Raw genomic sequence first — 18,602 nt, 5'->3', positions numbered from 1 at the left:
GGCCCAACGAAAATCAAACTATAGCGCAGACGAGCGCACCCACATCCGCATAAGCCGTTCCCGACGCAAGTCCGGCTCCTGTTGCGCTCATCCGAGCTGCACCTGCCACAGCTGGCGTCGAACAGCCGCGCCCGCGCGCCGCCGACCACAGCAGTAGATTCAGAAAGCAGCTATCCGGCGAACACCGGCGGGTATTTGCTGGCCCAGGGCTGCGCAGCCTCGAGCTGATACGCCAGTTCTAGCAGCGTCTTCTCGCCGCCGCGCGCGGCGGAGAACTGGCTGCCGATCGGCAAGCCGGCGTCGTTCCAGAACAGCGGTACCGACATTGCCGGTGTGCCGGCGAAGTTATGCAGAGCCGTGTAGGACGCGTAGGCGAGCGAGCGCTCGCGCAATGTCGCGTAGGGGACGGTAGGGGCGAATTCGCCGAGCTTCGGCGGCGCGCGATCGACCACCGGAGTCAGCCACGCATCGTATTTGGCGAAGAACGCATCGAGCCGGCGGACGATCTCCTGTCGATAGGCGAGCGCCTTCTGCACCGCGTCCTTCGGCAGCTTCTCGAAGACGGCGGCGTTGCCGAGCGTCCACGGCTCCAGCACCGAGGAAGGATCAAACCCGCGCTTCCTGGCGAGCTTGACCAGGGCCGCCGCGTCTGTGGCGAACAGGGCAATGTAGGCGTCGATGATTTGGTGATCGCCGGCCAGCGGATGCGCGGCCGGGATGACCTCATGACCGAGATCGGCGCAGAGCTTCGCGCTACGCTCGATCGCCGCTTTGACGTCGGGCGCCGGCGCCGCCCCGAGGGCGTTGTCCATCGTCAGCGCGATCTTCAGCTTCTTGCTGCCGGGGCCGGAAACGTAGCCGATCGGCGCGAAGGCCGCCTTGCGGCCGGTGGCTTCGGTGATCGACAGTGCCATCGCGCTGTCGCGCACGCTGCGCGTTTCCATGTGATCGGCCACCATCACGCAGGAGATGTCGGCATAGCCGAGCTCGATTCGGCCAAAGCTCGGCTTGAGACCGAAAACGCCACAGCACGACGCCGGAATCCGGATCGAACCGCCGATGTCGTTGGCGTGGGCGAACGGCACCATGCCGGCGGCAACGGCCGCTGCGGCACCGCCGGATGAGCCGCCGGTCGAATGCTCGGTATTCCAGGGATTGCGGCAGGGCCCGAGCAGCAAAGGCTCGGTGGTCGGCAGGAAGCCGTATTCGGGCGTGTTGCTCTTGCCGACGAAGATGATGCCGGCGCGGTCATAGGCGGCCAGCAGCGGCTCGGTCTTGGTCGAGATGTTGTCGGCGAACAGTCGGGAGCCGAAGGTGGTGCGGACGCCTTTGTAGTCGTTGACGTCTTTGGCCAGGCTGGGCACGCCGGCAAACGGACTGTTGGGTAGCGGCTTACGGGCGGCCTTGCGCGCCCGGTCGAACATCGCGGTCACCACCGCATTGAGCTTCGGGTTGACCTGATCGATGCGCTGGATCGCAGCGTCGACCAGTTCGAGCGCGGTGACCTCGCGTTTGCGGACGAGCTCGGCCTGGGCCAGCGCGTCGAGCCGGGCGAGATCTGGTGCAGCGGTAGCCTTGGTGACGAAACCGGGAATTGCGGAGGCGACCACGCAGGCGGCGGTCGATTTCAAGATGAAGCGGCGGGAGCAGGGCATCGGTGGCCTCTGAGCGATCAACAACAGAACGCCGAAACGGACGCACGCGTCGATATCGAGCGACCGGCGGAATGCTGCGGGCCGCTTGCTCACTTCGGCTGAGGGCAATGGAGCCGAGGTGAGCCGATTGATTACTTGTAAGACAAACTAAGCGATCGCCGCGCGAGAAGCGATCCTCGGGATCGACCGATATCCGCCTGCGGAGCGGTAAAGTGTCTGCCGTGGTTGCCGGCGCGTGAGTACGTCCCGGCAAAAACACGTCGTCTGGTAATCAGATGCAGCGAAAGGCCGGCCCACTTTATTGGGCGCTGGCAATTGGGATCGTTTGCCCCGGAGGCCGGTGTGCATCGGGCAAAGAAAAAGCGGAGGCGCGAGGCCTCCGCTTGAATCGTTATGGCGTCCTTGTCGCCGCCAGGCCAACCGATCAGCCCAGCCGTCCGGCTGCGTGGGCCAGCAACGTGTAGACCAGGCCGGTCTCGGACGAGAGGTGGCCGCGCAGAGCCTGCGGGGCGTTGTCGTCACGGGCGACCTCGTCGAGCAGGCGCTCGAACTCGGCGATGTAGCGGTCGACGGTCTGCTTGAAGCTGCGCTCGCTGCGATATTTGCGGGCGACTTCGTCGAACGCCTTCTGGCCGGCCGGAGTGTAGAGCCGCTTGGTGAAGGACTTCGCCTCACCGCGCTGATAGCGCTCCCACATCTCCAGCGCGAGGTTGCGGTCCATCAGCCGGCCGATGTCGAGCGACAGCGACTCCAGCGGATTGCCGCTCATCGCAGTCTGCGCCTGCTGGGCGGCGCGGCCGCGCGGCGGCTCGCGCTCGGCACTGGTGTCGGCGCGGTTGAGCAGCTCCGACAGCCAGCCGTCACGGCCCTGGTCGGCGTTGCTCGGCGCGACCGGCGGCGCTTCGGTGCGGCGCGGGCCGACCGGCATGCCGAGGTCCGGCGGGGGCAGCGTCGCGGCGCTGGATTCCCGGCTGCGCGGGGCAGGGCGGGCGGCGACCGTTTCGGCACGTCCAACGCTGGCGGTGGCCAGCACTGGCTCTTCCTCGCGGGTGGTCGCGGTGGCGGCGCGGGTCGGCGTCACCACGTCCATGCCGCGGCCGTGGCGTGCGACGATGCGGTTGAGCTCGGCGAGCGCCTCGATCTGGTCGACGATCACCTTGCGCATCTGCGCGGTGCTCTCGGCGGCCTCCTGCGGGATTTCGAGCACGCCGCGGCGCAGCTCTTCGCGGGTGGATTCGAGCTCGTGCTGCATCTCGGCGGCCATCTGCTTGATGCCCTGGACGATCGAGGTGAAGCGATCGGCCGATTGCTTGAACAGCGCGTCGGCTTCCTGGGTGCCTTGCTTATAGACCTGATGCATCGCCTCGACGGTGAGACGGCGCTCCTGCTCGGCGGCGCTGCGCACCGCTTCGAACTGCTGCGTGATGCTGGCGGAGCCGGCACCGGCGGTTTCGGCGACGATCCGCGCGACGTCGCGGGCGCGCTCCTCGGCGGCGGCGAGCGATTCATCCAGCAGGCTGGTGAACCGGCCGAGCCGCTGGTCGAGATCGGCAGTGCGCAGATCGAGGGTGGTGACCAGCGATTCCAGTGCTTCCTTGCGATCGCTGACCGAGGTCGAGGCCTGGCGGTTGCTGTGCTCGAGCAGGTCGGCAGCCTCGGCCAGAGCGTGGCCGTGAGCTTCGAACTGCGCCGACAGTGCGCCGAGATCTTCCAGCGCCCGCGCGGTCTTGGTGTGGAAGCCGGTGAGCTGGTCTTCCAGCGTCTGCGTAGCGGCACCGCTGCGGGCGTTGACCTCGTTCATCGTGGTGACGAAGTCGGCGACGCGGGTGACCAGCGCGCGCTCCAGCGAGTTGAGGTTCTCGTGGGCGCCGGTGAGCACTTCCTGCAGCAGGATGTTGCCTTCACGCAGCCGCTCGAACAGAGCCACGGTGTCGGTGCGCAGGATCTTGCTGGTCTCCTGCATCTCGGTAACCGCGGTGATCGAGACCTGGCGCGACTGTTCGATCGCCGACCGCGACGCGAGGTCGAGGTCCTTGAGCGACTTGTTGATCGCATTGGTGGCCAGATCGCCGGCGCCGGTGATCGAGCGGGCGACTTCGGTGCCGTTGGTCAGGATCGAGTTCGAGAAGGTCTTGCCGCGCGACTCGATGGCGTTCAGCGCATCGCTGGTGACGCGATCGATTTCATTTGTGAGCTGGTTGGTCTTGCCGGCGATGGCTTCGACCAGCACGCCGCGCTTGCCGTCGATGATCAGCGACAGCCGTTCGGCCTGCTGCTGCACGTAGCCGACGATCTCCTCGCTCTTGGCGGTGATGGTCGAGCCGAAGCTGCCGCTGGCGGCGAACACCGAACGCTCGACGTCGGCCGAGGTCGACTTGATCTTGGCGCTGACCTCGTTGGACATCGCCACCAAGGTGGCCTGGGCCGCCGAGGCGCTGACCTGGATGTGGTCGGTGGTGTTGGCGGTCACAGCCGACAGCGTCTGCTCGATCTCGGCAGAGAGCGCCTTGATCTGGCTGGCGGCATCGACCGAGCTGGTGGTCAGCGTCGACTGCACCTGGCGGGCGCTGTCGAGGATGGTCGACGCAGTCGCGGCACCGACGCTGGTCAGCGTACGCTCGACATCGATCGCCAGCGACTTGACGTGGTTGGCGGCTTCGCCCGACGCGGTGGCCAGGGAAGTCTGCGCCTCACGAGCACTCGCCACGATCGAGTCGGCGGTGCTGCGGCCGGCAGCCACCAGCGTGCGCTCGACATCGGCGGCGATCGAGCGGACCTGATCGGCCGACTCGGTCGACGTCGACACCAGGGTGGTCTGGACTTCGCGCGCACTGGCCAGCAGCGTGCCGGCGGTTGCGCTGCCGGCGGCAGTCAGCGTGCGCTCGATGTCGCTGGCCAGCGACTTCACCTGGTTGGCGGCCTCGGTCGAGGTTGCCACCAGCGTGTTCTGCGCTTCACGCGCACCGGCCACGATGGTCTCGATGGTGTTGGCGCCCGAAGCGGACAGCCGGCGTTCGACGTCGGCGGTGAGGGTCGTGACCTGGTTGGCCGCTTCCGACGACGCAGCGACCAGCGTGCGCTGGATGTCGTCGCTGAGCGATTTGACCTTGTCGGAGGCTTCTTCCGAGGCCGAGACCAGGGTGGACTGCGCCGACCGGGCGCCGCTGAGCACGGCTTCGGCGGTGGCGTTGCCGGCCGCATACAGCGTGCGTTCGATGTCGGTCGACAGCGAGCGGATCTGCCCGGTGACTTCGGACGATGCCGACACCAGCGTGGCGTGAGCTTCGCGGGCGCTCGCCAGCACCGAGGCCGAGGTGGTATCGCCGGCACCGGTGAGAGTGCGTTCGATGTCCACGGCGAGCGACTTCACCTGATTGGCGACGTCGGCCGAGGTGGTGGTGAGGGCGGTCTGGGCCTCGCGAGCGCTGCTCAGCACCGACGCTGCGGTGCTGCCGCCGGCTTCGGTCAGGCTGCGCTCGATCTCCGAGGCGAGCGACTTCACCTGGGTGGCGACTTCGGTCGAGGTCGAGGTCAGCGTGCTCTGCGCTTCGCGGGCGCTGCCGAGCAGCGACGCAGCCGCGTGGCCGCCAACTTCGCTGAGGGTGCGCTCGATGTCGGACGCCAGTGACTTCACCTGAGTGGTGACGTCGGTGGAAGTCGCGACCAGCGTGGTCTGGGCCTCGCGGGCGCCGGCCAGCACGGTGGCGACGGTGGCGGTGCCGGCGGCCGACAGCGTGCGTTCGATGTCGTCGGACAGCGAGCGGAACTGCATCGCGGCTTCGCTCGACACCATGGTGAGCTTGGCCTGAGCTTCGGTCGCGCTCGATACGACGGTGGCGGCCGCGGTGGTGCCGACCGTGGTGAGGGCGCGTTCGATCTCCGCCGAGGTGACCTGCAGCTGGGCGCCGACATCGTTCGACACCGACAGCATCGAGTCGCGTGCCGACTGGGTGCTGCTGCGGATGGTGTCGCTGGTGCTGACCACCAGATGGGTGAGGGTGCGTTCGGCGTCGGCGACGTTGGTCTTGATGCCCTGCGACAGCTCTTCGGCACGCGCCATCAGCATCTCGCTGGCCTCGCGACCGCTGCTCTCGAACCGGCCGGCGACCGCTTCGATGCGCGAGCCGAGCAGGTCTTCGAACTGCGACACGCGGAGGTCGACGTCGTTGATCACCGCAGTGACGCGATTCTCCAGGCCGTCGTGGATCTCCTGGAAGCGTGCGCTGACGGTGGTGCTGAGATTGGCGGTGCGGCTGTCGATGGTCTCGGTGACCGCGCCGATGCGACGGTCGATCGCGTCGATCGCCTGGGCGGTACCGTCGGTGAGCGAGTGGGTGAGGTGGGTGAGCCGGGAATCGATCGCTTCGATCGCCTGCACCGTCCCGGTGGACAGCGTGGTGGTGAGCGTGGTGATGCGATCGTCGATCACTTCAACGGCGTTCGCGGCGCCGGTCGACAGCGTCGTGGTCAGCGTCGCGATGCGGCCGTCGATGATGTCCGCGGCACTCGAGGTGCCGGTCGACAGCGTGGTGCTGAGCTGCACGATCCGCGAGTCGATCGCTTCCACCGCGTTCGCTGCGCCGGTCGACAGCGTCGAGGCGAGCTTCTCGATGCGGCCGTCGATGTTGCCGGTAACGGCTTCGGTGCGGGTGTCGAGGATGCGTTCGAGCGAGTTGAGATGATTGCCGACGGTGTCGTCGAGCGACTTGAGGCGGTTGTCGATCGTGCCGTCGAGGCTGCCGACGCGGGTGTCGAACAGGCTTTCGAATTGATGCAGACGGTCGTCCAGCCGCGCGGTGATTTCGCCGGAGCTGCTCGCGACGCGCTGATCGAAATTGTCGACGTAGGTCTTCAGGGTCTCGTTGATGTCCTGGGTGCGCTGGCCCATCCGCTCGACGATCTCGCCGCCGAACGTCTTCACGGTGCGGTCGAATTCGGAGATGTGGCGGGTGATCAGTGCGCCGAGCGTGCCGCTGTCGCGCGCGAACTTCTCGGCGAGCTCGGTGCCCTGCTGCTTCACCAGGTCGTCGAACGCGCTCATCTGGATGCTGAGCGTGTCGTGGGTCGCTTCGGTCTGGCTCACCACCTTGGCGACCAGCGTGTTGACGGTGACGTCGAGCGCTTCGCTCGCCTTATCGCCGCTGGTCAGGATCTGATCGGCGAGACGATGGCCGGCGTCGTCGATCTTGTTGACCAGATCGGTGCTACGCAGCTCAAGTTCGAGCAGCAGCGAGTCGCCGGAGTTCTTCAGCGAATCCTGCACCTGCTCGGTGCGCTCCGAAATGCCGTCGATGATGGTCGAGGAGCGCTGCTCGAAATCGGTGGTGATGCGGTCGAGCCGCTCGTTCATCATGTCATGCACGCGGTCGGCCAGTTCGACGAACTCGGCGTGCACATGGCCGGTCTTGAAGTTCAGGCTGGTGGTCAGCCGCTCGCTGGCGTCGAGCACCGCGCGGGTGGTCTCGGAGCTGGCTTCTTCGAGGCGGTCGAGCAGTTCGCCGCCGCGCTCACCGAGCGCGAGAATCATGTTGTCGCCGGCGTGGCTGAGGGCGCTGGTGATGTGGGCGCCGCGCTCTTCCAGGGCGCTGGTGATGCTCTTGGCGACTTCGTCGACGCGGCTGGCGATCGCGTCCGAGATCAGCGCGATGTCGTGGCGGAGGTCGATCTGCACGCCGGAAATGGCGCTGCGAACCTGCTCGGCCTGACCGACCAGGTTGTCGCGCTGATGCGCGATGTCCTGCAGCAGCGCGCGAATACGTACTTCGTTGTCCGAATAGGCGCGCTCCAGCGCCGACACTTCGTTCGCGACCAGTGCTTCCAGTTCGCTGGCGCGCGCAATCGCACGCTCGACGCCGTCGCCCATCGCGGCGACCTCGCGGCGGATCGCCTGACCGACGGTTACCACCGAGTCGCTGGCGGCGATTTCGGGCTCGGAAAAGCGGATCGCGACCTGCGCCATCGACTGCGCGATCATCCGCAGCTCCTGGCCGCGCCAGGCGAGGCTGGCGAGGAAATAGAACAGCATCACCGGCGCGAAGAACAGCGCGGCAAGGCCGGCGAGCGCCAGCGTTCCGCCGCTGCCCTGGCCGACCAGCGCCTGCAGGGCGGGCAGGAAGCTGACGGTGAGAATGATGCCGCCGAACACCCAGACGCCGGCGAAAATGGTGGCGAGCGTATAGACGTTACGGGTGGTGCGACCCTTCTGCAGCGACTGCAGCAGCTGGCCGATGGTTTCGCGGTCGTCGTTGGCGGGGCGGCTGGCGAAGCTGCGCTCGGCGGCCGGCTCGAAGCTCGGCGCCGGCGGGGTGATCCGCGGCTCCCCGGCCAGCTCCGTCAGCTCGGAGAAGCTGGGCTCGGGGCTGTCCGAATTTGGCACACTTTCCTGTGGCCCGGCGGCCTGATCGTCACCGGCCGGAGGCGCGTCGGGGATATTCAGGGCTTCCTGAATCGCCGACAGCGCGACTTCGGTCGGATCTTTGATCTTCTTAGGATTGTTCGCCATCTTGATTTACGCCCTTGTTACGCATCCGGGGACGTCGGTTCAGTGGAGACCGCAGAAAGGCCCCTCGGTGCTCCCCCAGCACGGCGAAGTTGAACCCCATTCCCACCGCGCTTTTGTCCGCCACTTCCTGAAACATCCTATTGGCTCGATCGCGCGAATGAAATGGTTCGGATTAAGACTTTCTTAATCATCGTTAACGGCATACCCGGCTAAGCCCTTCGGAGGACGCAAAAATCCTACCGGCCCGAGCGGTAACGGTGGCATTTTAGCGACATCATCGCGGCAACTCGGCGACGTTGTGCCAAAACGGTGCGGCTGCACCTGCAAGGATGCGTTAACTAGACTCGTGGTTCGCTTCTCGGCCTGGATTGCCGAGATGTGGAAAACCGCAATTCTGTGCCGAGGTGAACGTGCCGATACAGGTCGAACGGATCGAATGGATGCCATCGCCGCCGCTGGTTCCGGACTTCGAGCCGATCGATGACGCGCATCTTTATAAGATGACGCTGGGCGACGCCGCGCTCGAGCGCGAAGTGCTGCTGCTGTTCACCGCGCAGGCCGCGAGCCTGATGGCGCTGCTCGCCTCCTGGCCGGCCGACGCCGCCGCGCTCGCGCACACGTTGAAGGGTTCGGCCCGCGCGATCGGGGCGTTCGCCGTGGCGGAAGCCGCCGCGAGTCTCGAGGACGCCTTGCGCCGCGGCGAGGATGCGGCGGAACCGCTCGCCGTATTGGAAGCTGCGGTCGATCATGCCCGGGCCGCGATCGACGACCGCTTCAACCCGACTCGTCCTGGCTTTTGAAAGGCGTAACGGCTGGCGGAACGCCGGCCGAGACGCTATAGGACTGGCGCGTCAGCCCATAATTCATAAAACGAGCAAAGCGTCCGACGAGCAATCATGGCCAAGATTAACTTCGTTGATCACACCGGTGAAACCCGCACTGTCGAAGTCGAAGAAGGCGCTACGGTGATGGAAGCGGCGATCCGCAATGCCATCCCTGGCGTTGAGGCAGAATGCGGCGGCGCCTGCGCCTGCGCGACCTGCCACGTCTATGTCGACGAAGCCTGGCGCGAGAAGGTCGGCGGCCCGTCGCCGATGGAAGAAGACATGCTCGACTTCGGCTACGACGTGCGCCCGAACTCGCGGCTGTCGTGCCAGATCAAGGTCTCGAACGAACTCGACGGGCTGATCGTCACCACGCCCGAACGCCAAGCCTGATTTCCGCTATTGCTATCGAAGACGTGTCGCGCGGTCTGCTGCGCGACAGTCTCTCGTATGAGTTTGTTTCTCAGAACTAAGCCTGCCGCGCTCAGCGCGGCGGCTGCCCGGTTCGTTGGGCGCGCGCAGCCCATTTTGTCTCGGCTGATTTCAAAACTCAGCATCAGCGCCGCTGATATCAATCGTGTTCGATGCCGCGGCGCCACCACGGCCCGAGATTGGTGATGATCTGTTCGGTCAGCGGCGTCGGCTTACGGCTGGTCTCGTCGACCAGCACGGTTACGGCGCGCGCCGAGGCGACGCAGACTCCCTCGGAAAACACCACCTGATCGAAATGCGTCGACGTGCGGCCGAGTTTCACCAGGCCGAGCCCGAGCTCGATCTTGCCCGGCCAGTGCAGTTCGCTGCGAAAGTGAATATCCAGCCGCACCAGCACCCAAGATAGTCCCGGCGGGATCAGTCCGGCGTTCGGATCCTTCATCAGCGTGACCCGGCCGGTCTCGAAATAACTGGCGTAAACCGCGTTGTTGACGTGGTTATTTGGGTCGAGGTCGGCGAAGCGGACGTTGTCGGCGAGACGGAAGGGGAAATCAGCGAGCTGCGGCAGCGCGTGGTCACGAGATCGTGCGGTCAAGGGCCATTCTCCGGGCTTTTTAGAACCATTGAACGCAAAACTTGCGCTAGAACAAGATACCAATATCCATTTATGTCTTTTCTCCCCTGCCGGCCTTGGTTAGACAGGCCGCGACCGGACCGCCCGCGTCCGAACATCTTCAACTGACAAAGAAAACAAAGATGACCGAAACGATCAAAACCGATGTGCTGATTGTTGGCGCGGGTCCGTGCGGACTGTTCGCCGTGTTCGAGCTGGGCCTGTTGGACGTCAAAGCGCATCTCGTCGACATTCTCGACAAGGTCGGCGGCCAGTGCGCCGAGCTCTATCCGGAGAAGCCGATCTACGACATTCCCGGCATTCCGATGGTGACCGGCCATGGCCTCACCGAAGCGCTGATGGAGCAGATCAAGCCGTTCAATCCGACCTTCCATCTCAGCGAGATGGTCGAAAACGTCGAGAAGATCGGAGACCCCGGGTTCCGCGTCACCACTAACGCCGGCAAGGTGTTCGAATGCACCGTGCTGGTGGTCGCGGCTGGTGGCGGCTCATTCCTGCCGAAGCGTCCGCCGGTGCCGGGCGTCGAAGCTTACGAAGGCACCTCGGTACACTACGCCGTCCGCAAGATGGAAGACTTCCGCGGCAAGGACATCCTGATCGTCGGCGGTGGTGACTCCGCGCTCGACTGGACGCTGAACCTCAACCCGATCGCCAAGAGCATGACGCTGGTGCATCGCCGCGATGACTTCCGCGGCGCGCCGCATTCGGTGGAGCAGATGCGTCAGCTCGTCGCCAGCGGCAAGCTCGATCTCAAGATCGGCCAGATCACCGAGCTGCAGGGCGACAACGGCCAACTCACCGGCGCGACCGTGAAGCTGAACGATAACTCGACCGCGCAGATCAAGTGCGACGCGATGCTGCCGTTCTTCGGCCTGACGATGAAGCTCGGCCCGGTTGCCAACTGGGGCCTGGATCTGGAGAACAACCTGATCCCGGTCGATACCGGCACGTTCGAAACCAATGTCCCCGGCATCTTCGCGATCGGCGACATCAACACCTATCCGGGCAAGCTGAAGCTGATCCTCTCGGGCTTCCATGAGGGTGCGCTGATGGCGCAGAAGGCCGTCAAGTACGTCTACCCGGACAAGCGCGTGGTGTTCCAGTACACCACCTCGTCCACCAATCTGCAGAAGAAGCTGGGCGTGAACTAAGAACGCCGGCTTATTTGATCCTTGGAGCGCGCCGGTCGGCGCGCTCTTTTGTTTTGGGGGCCTATCCCGCGTAGGTCACGTCAAAGTGACGCCGGTATGCGCTGGACTTGCCTGAGCGATGCGCGTCAAGAAAGACGTCTCATTCAAGCCTTTCCAAGCTGCTGATCACGGCAATGAAGTTCGCTCTGTCCCATCGCCACAAACGCATCCTGATCATCGCATCCACGCGGTCGCGGCGGCGGGCGATCTTTCTGCTCGGCGGCGTCGTGGTCGGCGCCGCGGCGGCCGCGCTGGCGCAGCTTGCCGATTGGGCGCAACTTCTATTCTCTGAATTCCTCGGACACTCGCGTTACCTGCCGTTTTTGGTGACGCCGCTCGGCTTTCTGCTGTCGGTGTATCTGACCAACCGCTTCTTCCAGAATGCGCAGGGCAGCGGCATCCCGCAGGCGATCGCGGCGCGGCGCCTCACCGACCAGACCGCGCGGGCCAAGCTGGTGTCGCTGCGGATCGCGATCGGCAAATTCCTGCTGACGCTGTTCGGTCTTCTGGTCGGTGCCTCGGTCGGCCGCGAGGGGCCGACCGTGCAGATCGGCGCTTCGATCATGTTCGCGCTCGGCCGCTTCTCGCCCCGCCGCCAGCCCGGGCTGATCCTGGCCGGCGCCTCGGCCGGCGTTGCCGCGGCATTCAACACGCCGCTGGCGGGCATCATCTTCGGCATCGAGGAAATGAGCCGCTCATTCGAAACGCGATCGAGCACGCTGATTATTGCTGCGGTGGTGGCGGCCGGCCTGACGTCCATCGCTCTGCTCGGCAACTACACGTATTTCGGCACCAGCGCGATGGGACTGCGCGGCGGCATCGACTGGCTGGCCATTCCCGCGTGCGGAATCGTTGGCGGAGTGGCCGGCGGCCTGTTCATCCGATGTGTTGTGGCAGCCGGCGCCAGCACGGCGTTCAATCGTCGTCCGCTGATCGTGGCGCTGCTCTGCGGTCTGGCGGTCGCAGTTTGCGGCTTCGTCTCCGGTGATACGATCTATGGCACCGGCTACAGCCAGGTGAAGACGGCGCTGGAGAGCGGCACGGCGCTGCCAGAAGATTTCGGCGTGCTGAAATTCCTCGCAACCACGCTGTCCTCCGTCAGCGGCCTGCCTGGCGGCATCTTCTCGCCCTCGCTCGCCGTCGGCGCCGGGCTTGGCAGCAACGTCGCGACGTTGTTTCCAGCAACGCCGATTGCGGCGATCATGCTGCTCGGAATGGTGGCTTATTTCTCCGGCGTGGTGCAGGCGCCGATCACAGCCTTCGTCATCGTGATCGAGATGACCGACAACCACGCGATGGTGATCCCGCTGATGGCCGCCGCCCTGATCGCCTACGCGACCTCACGGCTGATCGCCGAGGAAGGGATCTACCACGCGCTCGCCAAGCGTTTTGTGCAGCAGCCAGCAGCTTAGCCCACGCGGCTCGGTCACGCTTTACTTTGCGGTCTTGGCGACCTCGGATCTTTGATCATCGAGCACGTCAGCAAGAGTCTGCTCGAACGCGATGGTCGGCCGCCAGTCGAGCATCGATCGTGCTCGGCTTGCATCGCCAAGGATGACATCGGCAGCGTCACTCTTGCCCCGTGACGGATCGTTCTGCACGGCGATTGGCACGCGTGCCATTCCGAGCAATTGTTGCAGCATGTCGCCGATCCGGCGCGGCACGCCTGAGGCGATGTTGAGGATCGTGTCGGGCGCGAGGCTGTCGCTGCGGACGATCGTCTTGACATAGGCGGCGACTACGTCGCGCACGTCGAGAAAATCGCGCTGGCCGTCGAGGTTGCCGACCTGCATCTGCGGAGGTGCAAGGCCTGCCTCGATCCGCGCGATCTGGCGGGCGAATGCTGGAACGACGAACGCGTCGGTTTGACCGGGGCCGGTGTGATTAAATGGCCGCAACCGGATGCTGTGCAGTCCCTTGGCGATCAGCGGGCCGAGTGCAACGTCAGCTGCGGCCTTGGAAGCTCCGTACTCATCCGTCGGGGCAAGCACCGTGTCCTCGCTGGTCGGACGGATCGGCGGACGGTTCTTTCCGTAAGCAAGTCCTGAACCGACATGCACCAGCACACAGGCCGGAGCTGCCTGCAGGATTGCGCGTCCGATATTGCGCGGCCCGTCGAGATGCACACGCCAGCTCGTTGACGGATCCGCATTGGCCGCAGAGGGGGCGGCGAGCGCCGCGAGATTGACGATGTGGCTCGGTTGATGCTCGGCAATCGTCGTGGTGACCGCGCTCGGATCGGTGACGTCGAGAGCGATCACGTTGCCGAGGGCCGGATCGTTGCCAGCGTGAAGCGCGGTTGAAATGATCTCGGCGCCAGAGCCAAACGTCCGACGGATTGCAGTGGCCAAATGCAGCCCGACGAAACCGGTCGCGCCAGTGATGAGAATCCGGAACGGCCGCGCCGCAGCCGCCATTACAGTCGCTCGCCGCTTTTGAGGCGGGCCAAGTCGGCCTCAACCATCTCGGCGATCATCTGCTCGAGCGAGGTCTCGAACTTCCAGCCGAGCTTCCGCTTGGCCTTGGCCGCATCACCTTGAAGGTAATCCACCTCCGCGGGACGCAAATAGCGCGGATCGGTCACGACGTATTCGTTCATGTCGAGTCCGACGCAGCCGAACGCCATTTCGCAGAATTCGCGCACAGAAGCGGTCCGCCCCGTGGCAATTACGTAGTCGTCCGGCACGTCCTCCTGCAGCATCAGCCACATCGCCCGGGTGTAGTCGCGGGCATGGCCCCAGTCACGCTTGGCGTCTAGATTGCCGAGCGACAGTGTGGTTTGCAGGCCGAGTTTGATCCGCGCAACGCCGTCGGTGATCTTGCGAGTGACGAACTCGATGCCGCGCAGCGGCGACTCGTGGTTGAACAGGATGCCGCACGACGCGTGCAGACCGAAGCTCTCGCGATAGTTGATCGTCATCCAGTGGGCGTAGAGCTTGGCTGCCGCGTAGGGCGAACGCGGGTAGAATGGCGTAGTTTCGCTTTGGATCGGCTGCTGGATCAAGCCGTACATTTCCGAGGACGAGGCTTGATAGAAACGCGCGTTCGGGCAGGCGATCCGCACCGCTTCGAGGGCGTTTACGGCACCAAGCCCCGTTACCGTTCCGGTGAGCAGCGGTTGTTGCCAAGACGATTTAACGAACGACTGTGCCGCCAAATTGTAGACCTCGTCTGGCTGCAGATCCGTCAGCAGCCGGATCAGGCTGGAGAGGTCGGTTAGGTTGCCATCGTGCAGCGTCACCTGGTCGGCAATACCGAGCCACTTCAACCGGCTGGTCATGCCATCCGCCGAGGCGCTGCGACGGAGCAGACCGTGAACGGCGTAGCCCTGCGCGATCAAATGCTGGGCCAAGTAGGCACCGTCCTGTCCGGTAATGCCGGTGATGAAAGCCGTCTTGCTCATGGTCGTCAGACTATTCCTATTGTTCGGTCATCGTGCGGACAGGGCGGAGATCGCCGGATGCCGCCTGTTTAGCGGTTTCGAAGCTGCCGTGCCGCCTTAATCGCCTTGAGCGGTCCAAGTCTGACCAGCAAAAGGATAGCGGACCACCTGGCGGCCGGAGATGGCAGCTTGTTGACGCGCAACAGATTGAGCAGCGCCGCCTGCGCGAATTTGTGCTCGCCGGCCGTCAGGGTGCCAAGCTGCGAGGCGATCGCTTCGAGATCGATCTTCGAGGAGGGGATGCGGGCCGCGGCGGCCGGGTCGGCCAGCTCCAGCATTCGGAACAGCCGCGAACTGTCGCGCTCGAACGGGCCGGGGCTTGCATCATGCCACTCTGGCGGTGCGGCGAGCGCGGCCGAGGGGTCGGGCTGCCCGGCTTGGCGCGCGGCGGCGGCGAGCTTGGCGAGGCGGGCGGAGTAGATCTGGCGCAGCTGTCGTGTGCGGGTGACGCTGCTGCTGTGTTCACGGTAGCGGATCAGCAGTTCTGGAAGGATCGCGAGCTCGCCGACATCAGCGAGTCGGAGCCAGAAATCGTAATCTTCGCCGGCCTCGAAGGCGGCGTGATAGCCGCCGACCCGGCGCGCCGCTTCGGCGCGGAGCATGACGGTCGGATGGATGAACGGGCTCTTCTTCATCAGCGTCGCCCGCAGATCGTTCGGGCTCGGGCGCATCTCGCGTCCCTTCGGCTGCCCGTTCTCGTCGATGATGGTGGCCCAGCCGCCGAGCAGCACCACATCCGGGTGGGCCGCCATGTAATCCACCTGCCGGGCCAGTCGGTCAGGCAGGGCGATGTCGTCGGCGTCCAGCCTGGCGATCAAGGGGGCGCGGGCTGCCGCCAGGCCGCGATTGAGACCCGCGACTAAGCCGTCCCGGTGCTGGGTGAGCACGACAACGCGCGGGTCGGCTGCAGCCGCGTCAGCCAGAATTGCGGGCGTCGCATCGGCAGAGCCATCGTCGATCACCAATAGCTCGAAATTTCGGAACGTCTGATTCTGAACGCTGCGGATCGCCTCGGCGACCCAGCGTTCGCCATCGCGCACCGGCATGATCACCGAGACTTTGGGCTGCTCCGGCGGCACGCCATCCCTCATTGCTGTTCCGCCCTAGAAGGCGGGCGGGGGAGGAACTTAGACTGCGGGCGGGCTGGCAATGCAAGCGGCCGGCATTGACGCTGCAAAGCCGGACCCGCTAGACCCGCCGGTCAGCGGCCGAGGGGCCGATCGCGGAAATGACGGACAGCACCTTGGATCAGACCGCCGACCGGCACGATCAGCCCTGGCTGTGGATGGACGTCTCGACCAGTGCGCGGGCGCGCTCCGGCCAGATGAACGGCACGCTCCGGGTTGAACAAAGTTACATCCGCGCATTGTCGGCGGAGATGGCTCCGGAGCTGCGGTTCTGCCGCTACGACCCGCTCCGTAGCGACTACGTCGCGGTCGCGACTCCGCCCGACCTGAGCGGCAAGCCGGTCGCCGGCAAGGCCAAGTCAAAGCAGGCGAGCGGGATCGCCGCCGTCCTGAAGCCGATAGGCAAGTCCGTTGAACGCACCGTCAAGACCGCAATCCGCGGCGCGACCGCGTCGCTGCTGCGCAAGACCAGCCAGGCTGAGCCGCTGCCGAAACTTGGAGGGGACGGCCTCGGCGAGGTGCTTTTTCTCGCAGGTGAGAACTGGTCGCGGGTCGACTTTGCCACGGTTGCCCGGATGCGCCGCGAGCGCGGCACCAAAGTGGCGGCGCTGTGCCAGGATTTCATCCCAGCCGTCGCGCCGCAGTTCTTCGCCGGCGGCGATTTCGTCACCAAGTTCGACGCCTACGCGCAGTTCCTGATCAAGGAAGCCGATTTGATCGTCTCGATCTCGGAGGCGACCAAGCGCGATATTCTCGGCTACGCTCAGCGCCACGGCGGGATGCGCGGCGCTGTCGAGATCGTGCATCTCGGCGCTGATATTCCTGCGCCGCAGATGGCGCGACGACCGGATGCGCTGAGCGATACGCAGGCCGCGCGCTTCGTGATCAGCGTCTCGACCATTCAGTCGCGCAAGAACTTTGATCTATTATACCACCTCTGGCACAGGCTCACCGAGCAGAACACGCCAGACCTGCCGACGCTGGTGATCGTCGGTCAACCCGGGTTCGGCAGCAGTGATCTGTTGTGGCAGATCGCCAATGATCCGGTGACTGCCAGCTCGATCCTGCATCTGCCGCGCGCCGGCGATGATGAGCTGGCGTGGCTATATCAGCACTGCCTGTTCACGCTGTACCCGTCGTTCTATGAGGGGTGGGGGTTGCCGGTATCTGAAAGCCTCGCCTTCGGCAAATACTGCCTGGCCTCCGATGCCTCGTCACTGCCGGAAGCCGGCGCAGGCCTTGCGCGTCACCTCGATCCGCTTGATTTCGCTGCTTGGCGAGCCGCCGTCCTTGACCTGATCGCGGCGCCTGAGCAACTTGCCCACCACGAAGCCGCGATCCGCGCCGGTTATCGCCCAGTGACCTGGGCCCAATCGGCAACGCGACTCGCCGACGTGCTACGCGGCCTGGCCGCGACGGGGGCCACCGCCCACCCCAGATAGAGGTCTTATGGTGTCAGTTGTCGCCCATTCGTCACCGTCCCATTCGGTGTTTGACCGGAGCCGTGCCTGGCTGGTGGCGGTGAAAGCGCCCGAGCGGCTGTTCGTGCTGGTGATGTGCCTGATGTATGTGATGCACAACATCTGGCTGGCCCGCACCATCCTGTGGTTCCTGGTGCTTCCGACCCTGCTGATCACCGCCCTGCCGCTGCGCAATCTGACGCCGATCGTCAAGTCCGGTGTCTTCCTCGCCTCGGCTGCCTTCCTCGGCGTCATCATCGCCACGTCGTTGTTCGGTGATGGCGTATCAGGATCGCTGTTGTGGAAGAACATCCGTTACGTCGCAGCGGTGCTGGTGTTCATCACCATCGTGGCTCATCTCGCCAGCCGCGACGGCGATTTTCTTCGCCTGCTGTTCCTGTGGCTTGCGCCCGTGGCTGCGCTTGCCGCGATCCGCGACGTCGGCACGTTTAGCCATTGGTCGGTGACGGAGATGCTGACGGTGCGGTTGCAGGGCACCAAGGGGCTCAGCCTGTACTACAATTCCAACGTCGTCGGCCTGATGTATGCGATGCCGTGTGTCGGCGCGGTGGCGATGATGGCAACCCGCCGTCTGCGGTCTTGGCAATTTGTGTTGCTGTTTGTTTCTGCGCTGGTGCTTCTCGCGGCTGTGCTGCTGTCGGGCAGTCGAGGTTCGCTGATGGCCGCGCTGGGAGGCATCGGAGTGGCGGTGCTGCTGGCAGCCAATTGGCGGATCGCGGTGGCGGTCGCGGCTTTGCTGGCGATCGCGGCCGTCGCTGCCCTGCTGACGCCGCTTGCCGGTGAATTGGTGCAGCGGAAGGACAGTCTGCGGTTCGAGCTGTGGCCGGTGTATCTGCACATGGTCACATTGAAGCCGTGGCTCGGCTATGGACTTGCGTTCGACACCAGGGTCATCCTGCCGAATGGCATGGAGGTGATGAACGGCCACAATATCTTCATGTGCGCCGCGGTCCGTGGCGGAGTTATTGCGGCGCTGGCGCTGGCGGCAGTGGTCTTGGCCGCGGCGGTGAGCGGATGGCGGGCATTTCGCAAGTCCGGCGAAGTGACCGCGCTGGCGCTACTCGCGTCCTGCCTGGCAGCGAGCGCTGTCGACTACGAGATCATTCCGAGCGATCTCAGTTATCTCTATATCCTGTTCTGGCTCCCGGTCGCGATCTGTCTCGGCGCTGCCTTGGCGACACTGCGAGTTCCCGTTCAGCGACCTGCTACGCCGCCGGCTGACATCGCTGTGTCATAGAATCGATCCCGAACCGCCGCGCTCTGCTCACTGGATTGCCGGATCGATCCGCCATATTGTCGTCCCATCGCGGTGTTT

Annotated in this window: 12 protein-coding genes; 6 read left to right on the top strand and 6 right to left on the bottom strand. The window is 65.0% G+C overall.

The features are described 5' to 3' along the window. Positions 1–170: 170 nt before the first annotated feature. Positions 171–1,655 (bottom strand): amidase, encoded by a 1,485-nt coding sequence (locus VRZ08_RS08370; RefSeq protein ID WP_414532259.1) that lies wholly within the window; start codon positions 1,653–1,655, stop codon positions 171–173. A 424-nt stretch (positions 1,656–2,079) separates the two neighbouring features. Further along, positions 2,080–8,157 carry a negative regulator of septation ring formation gene (locus VRZ08_RS08365; protein WP_414532258.1) on the bottom strand — a complete coding sequence of 2,026 codons (6,078 nt, stop codon included), beginning with the start codon at positions 8,155–8,157 and terminating at the stop codon, positions 2,080–2,082. A 440-nt stretch (positions 8,158–8,597) separates the two neighbouring features. On the opposite strand from VRZ08_RS08365, the gene VRZ08_RS08360 reads away from it, so the two are divergent. Continuing rightward, entirely contained in the window at positions 8,598–8,957 is a 360-nt protein-coding gene (locus tag VRZ08_RS08360; RefSeq protein ID WP_164570998.1) for an Hpt domain-containing protein, read from the top strand. 96 nt (positions 8,958–9,053) lie between these two features. Continuing rightward, entirely contained in the window at positions 9,054–9,374 is a 321-nt protein-coding gene (locus VRZ08_RS08355) for a 2Fe-2S iron-sulfur cluster-binding protein (RefSeq protein WP_011159492.1), read from the top strand. Positions 9,375–9,552: 178 nt separating this feature from the next. Here VRZ08_RS08355 and VRZ08_RS08350 read toward each other — a convergent pair whose 3' ends face one another. Continuing rightward, positions 9,553–10,008, bottom strand: a complete 456-nt coding sequence (locus VRZ08_RS08350) for an acyl-CoA thioesterase (RefSeq protein WP_263989418.1) — start codon at positions 10,006–10,008, stop codon at positions 9,553–9,555. Between the two features lie 161 nt (positions 10,009–10,169). On the opposite strand from VRZ08_RS08350, the gene VRZ08_RS08345 reads away from it, so the two are divergent. Next, positions 10,170–11,198 carry an NAD(P)/FAD-dependent oxidoreductase gene (locus tag VRZ08_RS08345; RefSeq protein ID WP_107356640.1) on the top strand — a complete coding sequence of 343 codons (1,029 nt, stop codon included), beginning with the start codon at positions 10,170–10,172 and terminating at the stop codon, positions 11,196–11,198. A gap of 173 nt (positions 11,199–11,371) precedes the next feature. Continuing rightward, positions 11,372–12,649 (top strand): chloride channel protein, encoded by a 1,278-nt coding sequence (locus VRZ08_RS08340; protein ID WP_414532257.1) that lies wholly within the window; start codon positions 11,372–11,374, stop codon positions 12,647–12,649. 21 nt (positions 12,650–12,670) lie between these two features. On the opposite strand, the gene VRZ08_RS08335 is transcribed toward VRZ08_RS08340, so the two are convergent. The 3 genes from VRZ08_RS08335 to VRZ08_RS08325 all read right to left on the bottom strand — a co-directional run bounded on the left by VRZ08_RS08335 (position 12,671) and on the right by VRZ08_RS08325 (position 15,770). Further along, complete coding sequence (locus VRZ08_RS08335; RefSeq protein WP_414532256.1) at positions 12,671–13,654, bottom strand: NAD-dependent epimerase/dehydratase family protein; 984 nt, start codon at positions 13,652–13,654, stop codon at positions 12,671–12,673. After that, positions 13,654–14,640, bottom strand: a complete 987-nt coding sequence (gmd, locus tag VRZ08_RS08330) for a GDP-mannose 4,6-dehydratase (RefSeq protein ID WP_414532255.1) — start codon at positions 14,638–14,640, stop codon at positions 13,654–13,656. The genes VRZ08_RS08335 and gmd overlap by 1 nt, the downstream gene beginning before the upstream one ends. A gap of 68 nt (positions 14,641–14,708) precedes the next feature. Next, positions 14,709–15,770, bottom strand: coding sequence for a glycosyltransferase family 2 protein (locus VRZ08_RS08325; protein WP_414532254.1), 1,062 nt, complete (start codon positions 15,768–15,770; stop codon positions 14,709–14,711). Positions 15,771–15,907: 137 nt separating this feature from the next. Between VRZ08_RS08325 and VRZ08_RS08320 the strand changes: the two genes are divergently transcribed. Together VRZ08_RS08320 and VRZ08_RS08315 are read left to right on the top strand one after the other, a co-directional pair. After that, positions 15,908–17,248: a glycosyltransferase family 4 protein gene (locus VRZ08_RS08320; protein ID WP_414532253.1), complete on the top strand. Its 1,341-nt coding sequence runs from the start codon at positions 15,908–15,910 to the stop codon at positions 17,246–17,248. Between the two features lie 7 nt (positions 17,249–17,255). Next, positions 17,256–18,524: an O-antigen ligase family protein gene (locus tag VRZ08_RS08315; protein WP_414532252.1), complete on the top strand. Its 1,269-nt coding sequence runs from the start codon at positions 17,256–17,258 to the stop codon at positions 18,522–18,524. Positions 18,525–18,602: the final 78 nt, after the last annotated feature.

This window comes from Rhodopseudomonas sp. G2_2311 (genome assembly GCF_047501505.1).
Taxonomy (GTDB): Bacteria; Pseudomonadota; Alphaproteobacteria; order Rhizobiales; family Xanthobacteraceae; genus Rhodopseudomonas; species Rhodopseudomonas palustris_H.
The sequence above is the reverse complement of the archived record's forward strand: the minus strand, read 5'-3'. Positions and strand labels throughout refer to the sequence as shown.

Coding starts and splice junctions, on each gene's coding strand:
- VRZ08_RS08370 (WP_414532259.1), bottom strand. CDS start 1,655: ATGCCCTGCTCCCGCCGCTTCATCTTGAAATCGACCGCCGCCTGCGTG.
- VRZ08_RS08365 (WP_414532258.1), bottom strand. CDS start 8,157: ATGGCGAACAATCCTAAGAAGATCAAAGATCCGACCGAAGTCGCGCTG.
- VRZ08_RS08360 (WP_164570998.1), top strand. CDS start 8,598: ATGCCATCGCCGCCGCTGGTTCCGGACTTCGAGCCGATCGATGACGCG.
- VRZ08_RS08355 (WP_011159492.1), top strand. CDS start 9,054: ATGGCCAAGATTAACTTCGTTGATCACACCGGTGAAACCCGCACTGTC.
- VRZ08_RS08345 (WP_107356640.1), top strand. CDS start 10,170: ATGACCGAAACGATCAAAACCGATGTGCTGATTGTTGGCGCGGGTCCG.
- VRZ08_RS08340 (WP_414532257.1), top strand. CDS start 11,372: ATGAAGTTCGCTCTGTCCCATCGCCACAAACGCATCCTGATCATCGCA.
- VRZ08_RS08335 (WP_414532256.1), bottom strand. CDS start 13,654: ATGGCGGCTGCGGCGCGGCCGTTCCGGATTCTCATCACTGGCGCGACC.
- gmd (WP_414532255.1), bottom strand. CDS start 14,640: ATGAGCAAGACGGCTTTCATCACCGGCATTACCGGACAGGACGGTGCC.
- VRZ08_RS08325 (WP_414532254.1), bottom strand. CDS start 15,770: ATGAGGGATGGCGTGCCGCCGGAGCAGCCCAAAGTCTCGGTGATCATG.
- VRZ08_RS08320 (WP_414532253.1), top strand. CDS start 15,908: ATGACGGACAGCACCTTGGATCAGACCGCCGACCGGCACGATCAGCCC.
- VRZ08_RS08315 (WP_414532252.1), top strand. CDS start 17,256: ATGGTGTCAGTTGTCGCCCATTCGTCACCGTCCCATTCGGTGTTTGAC.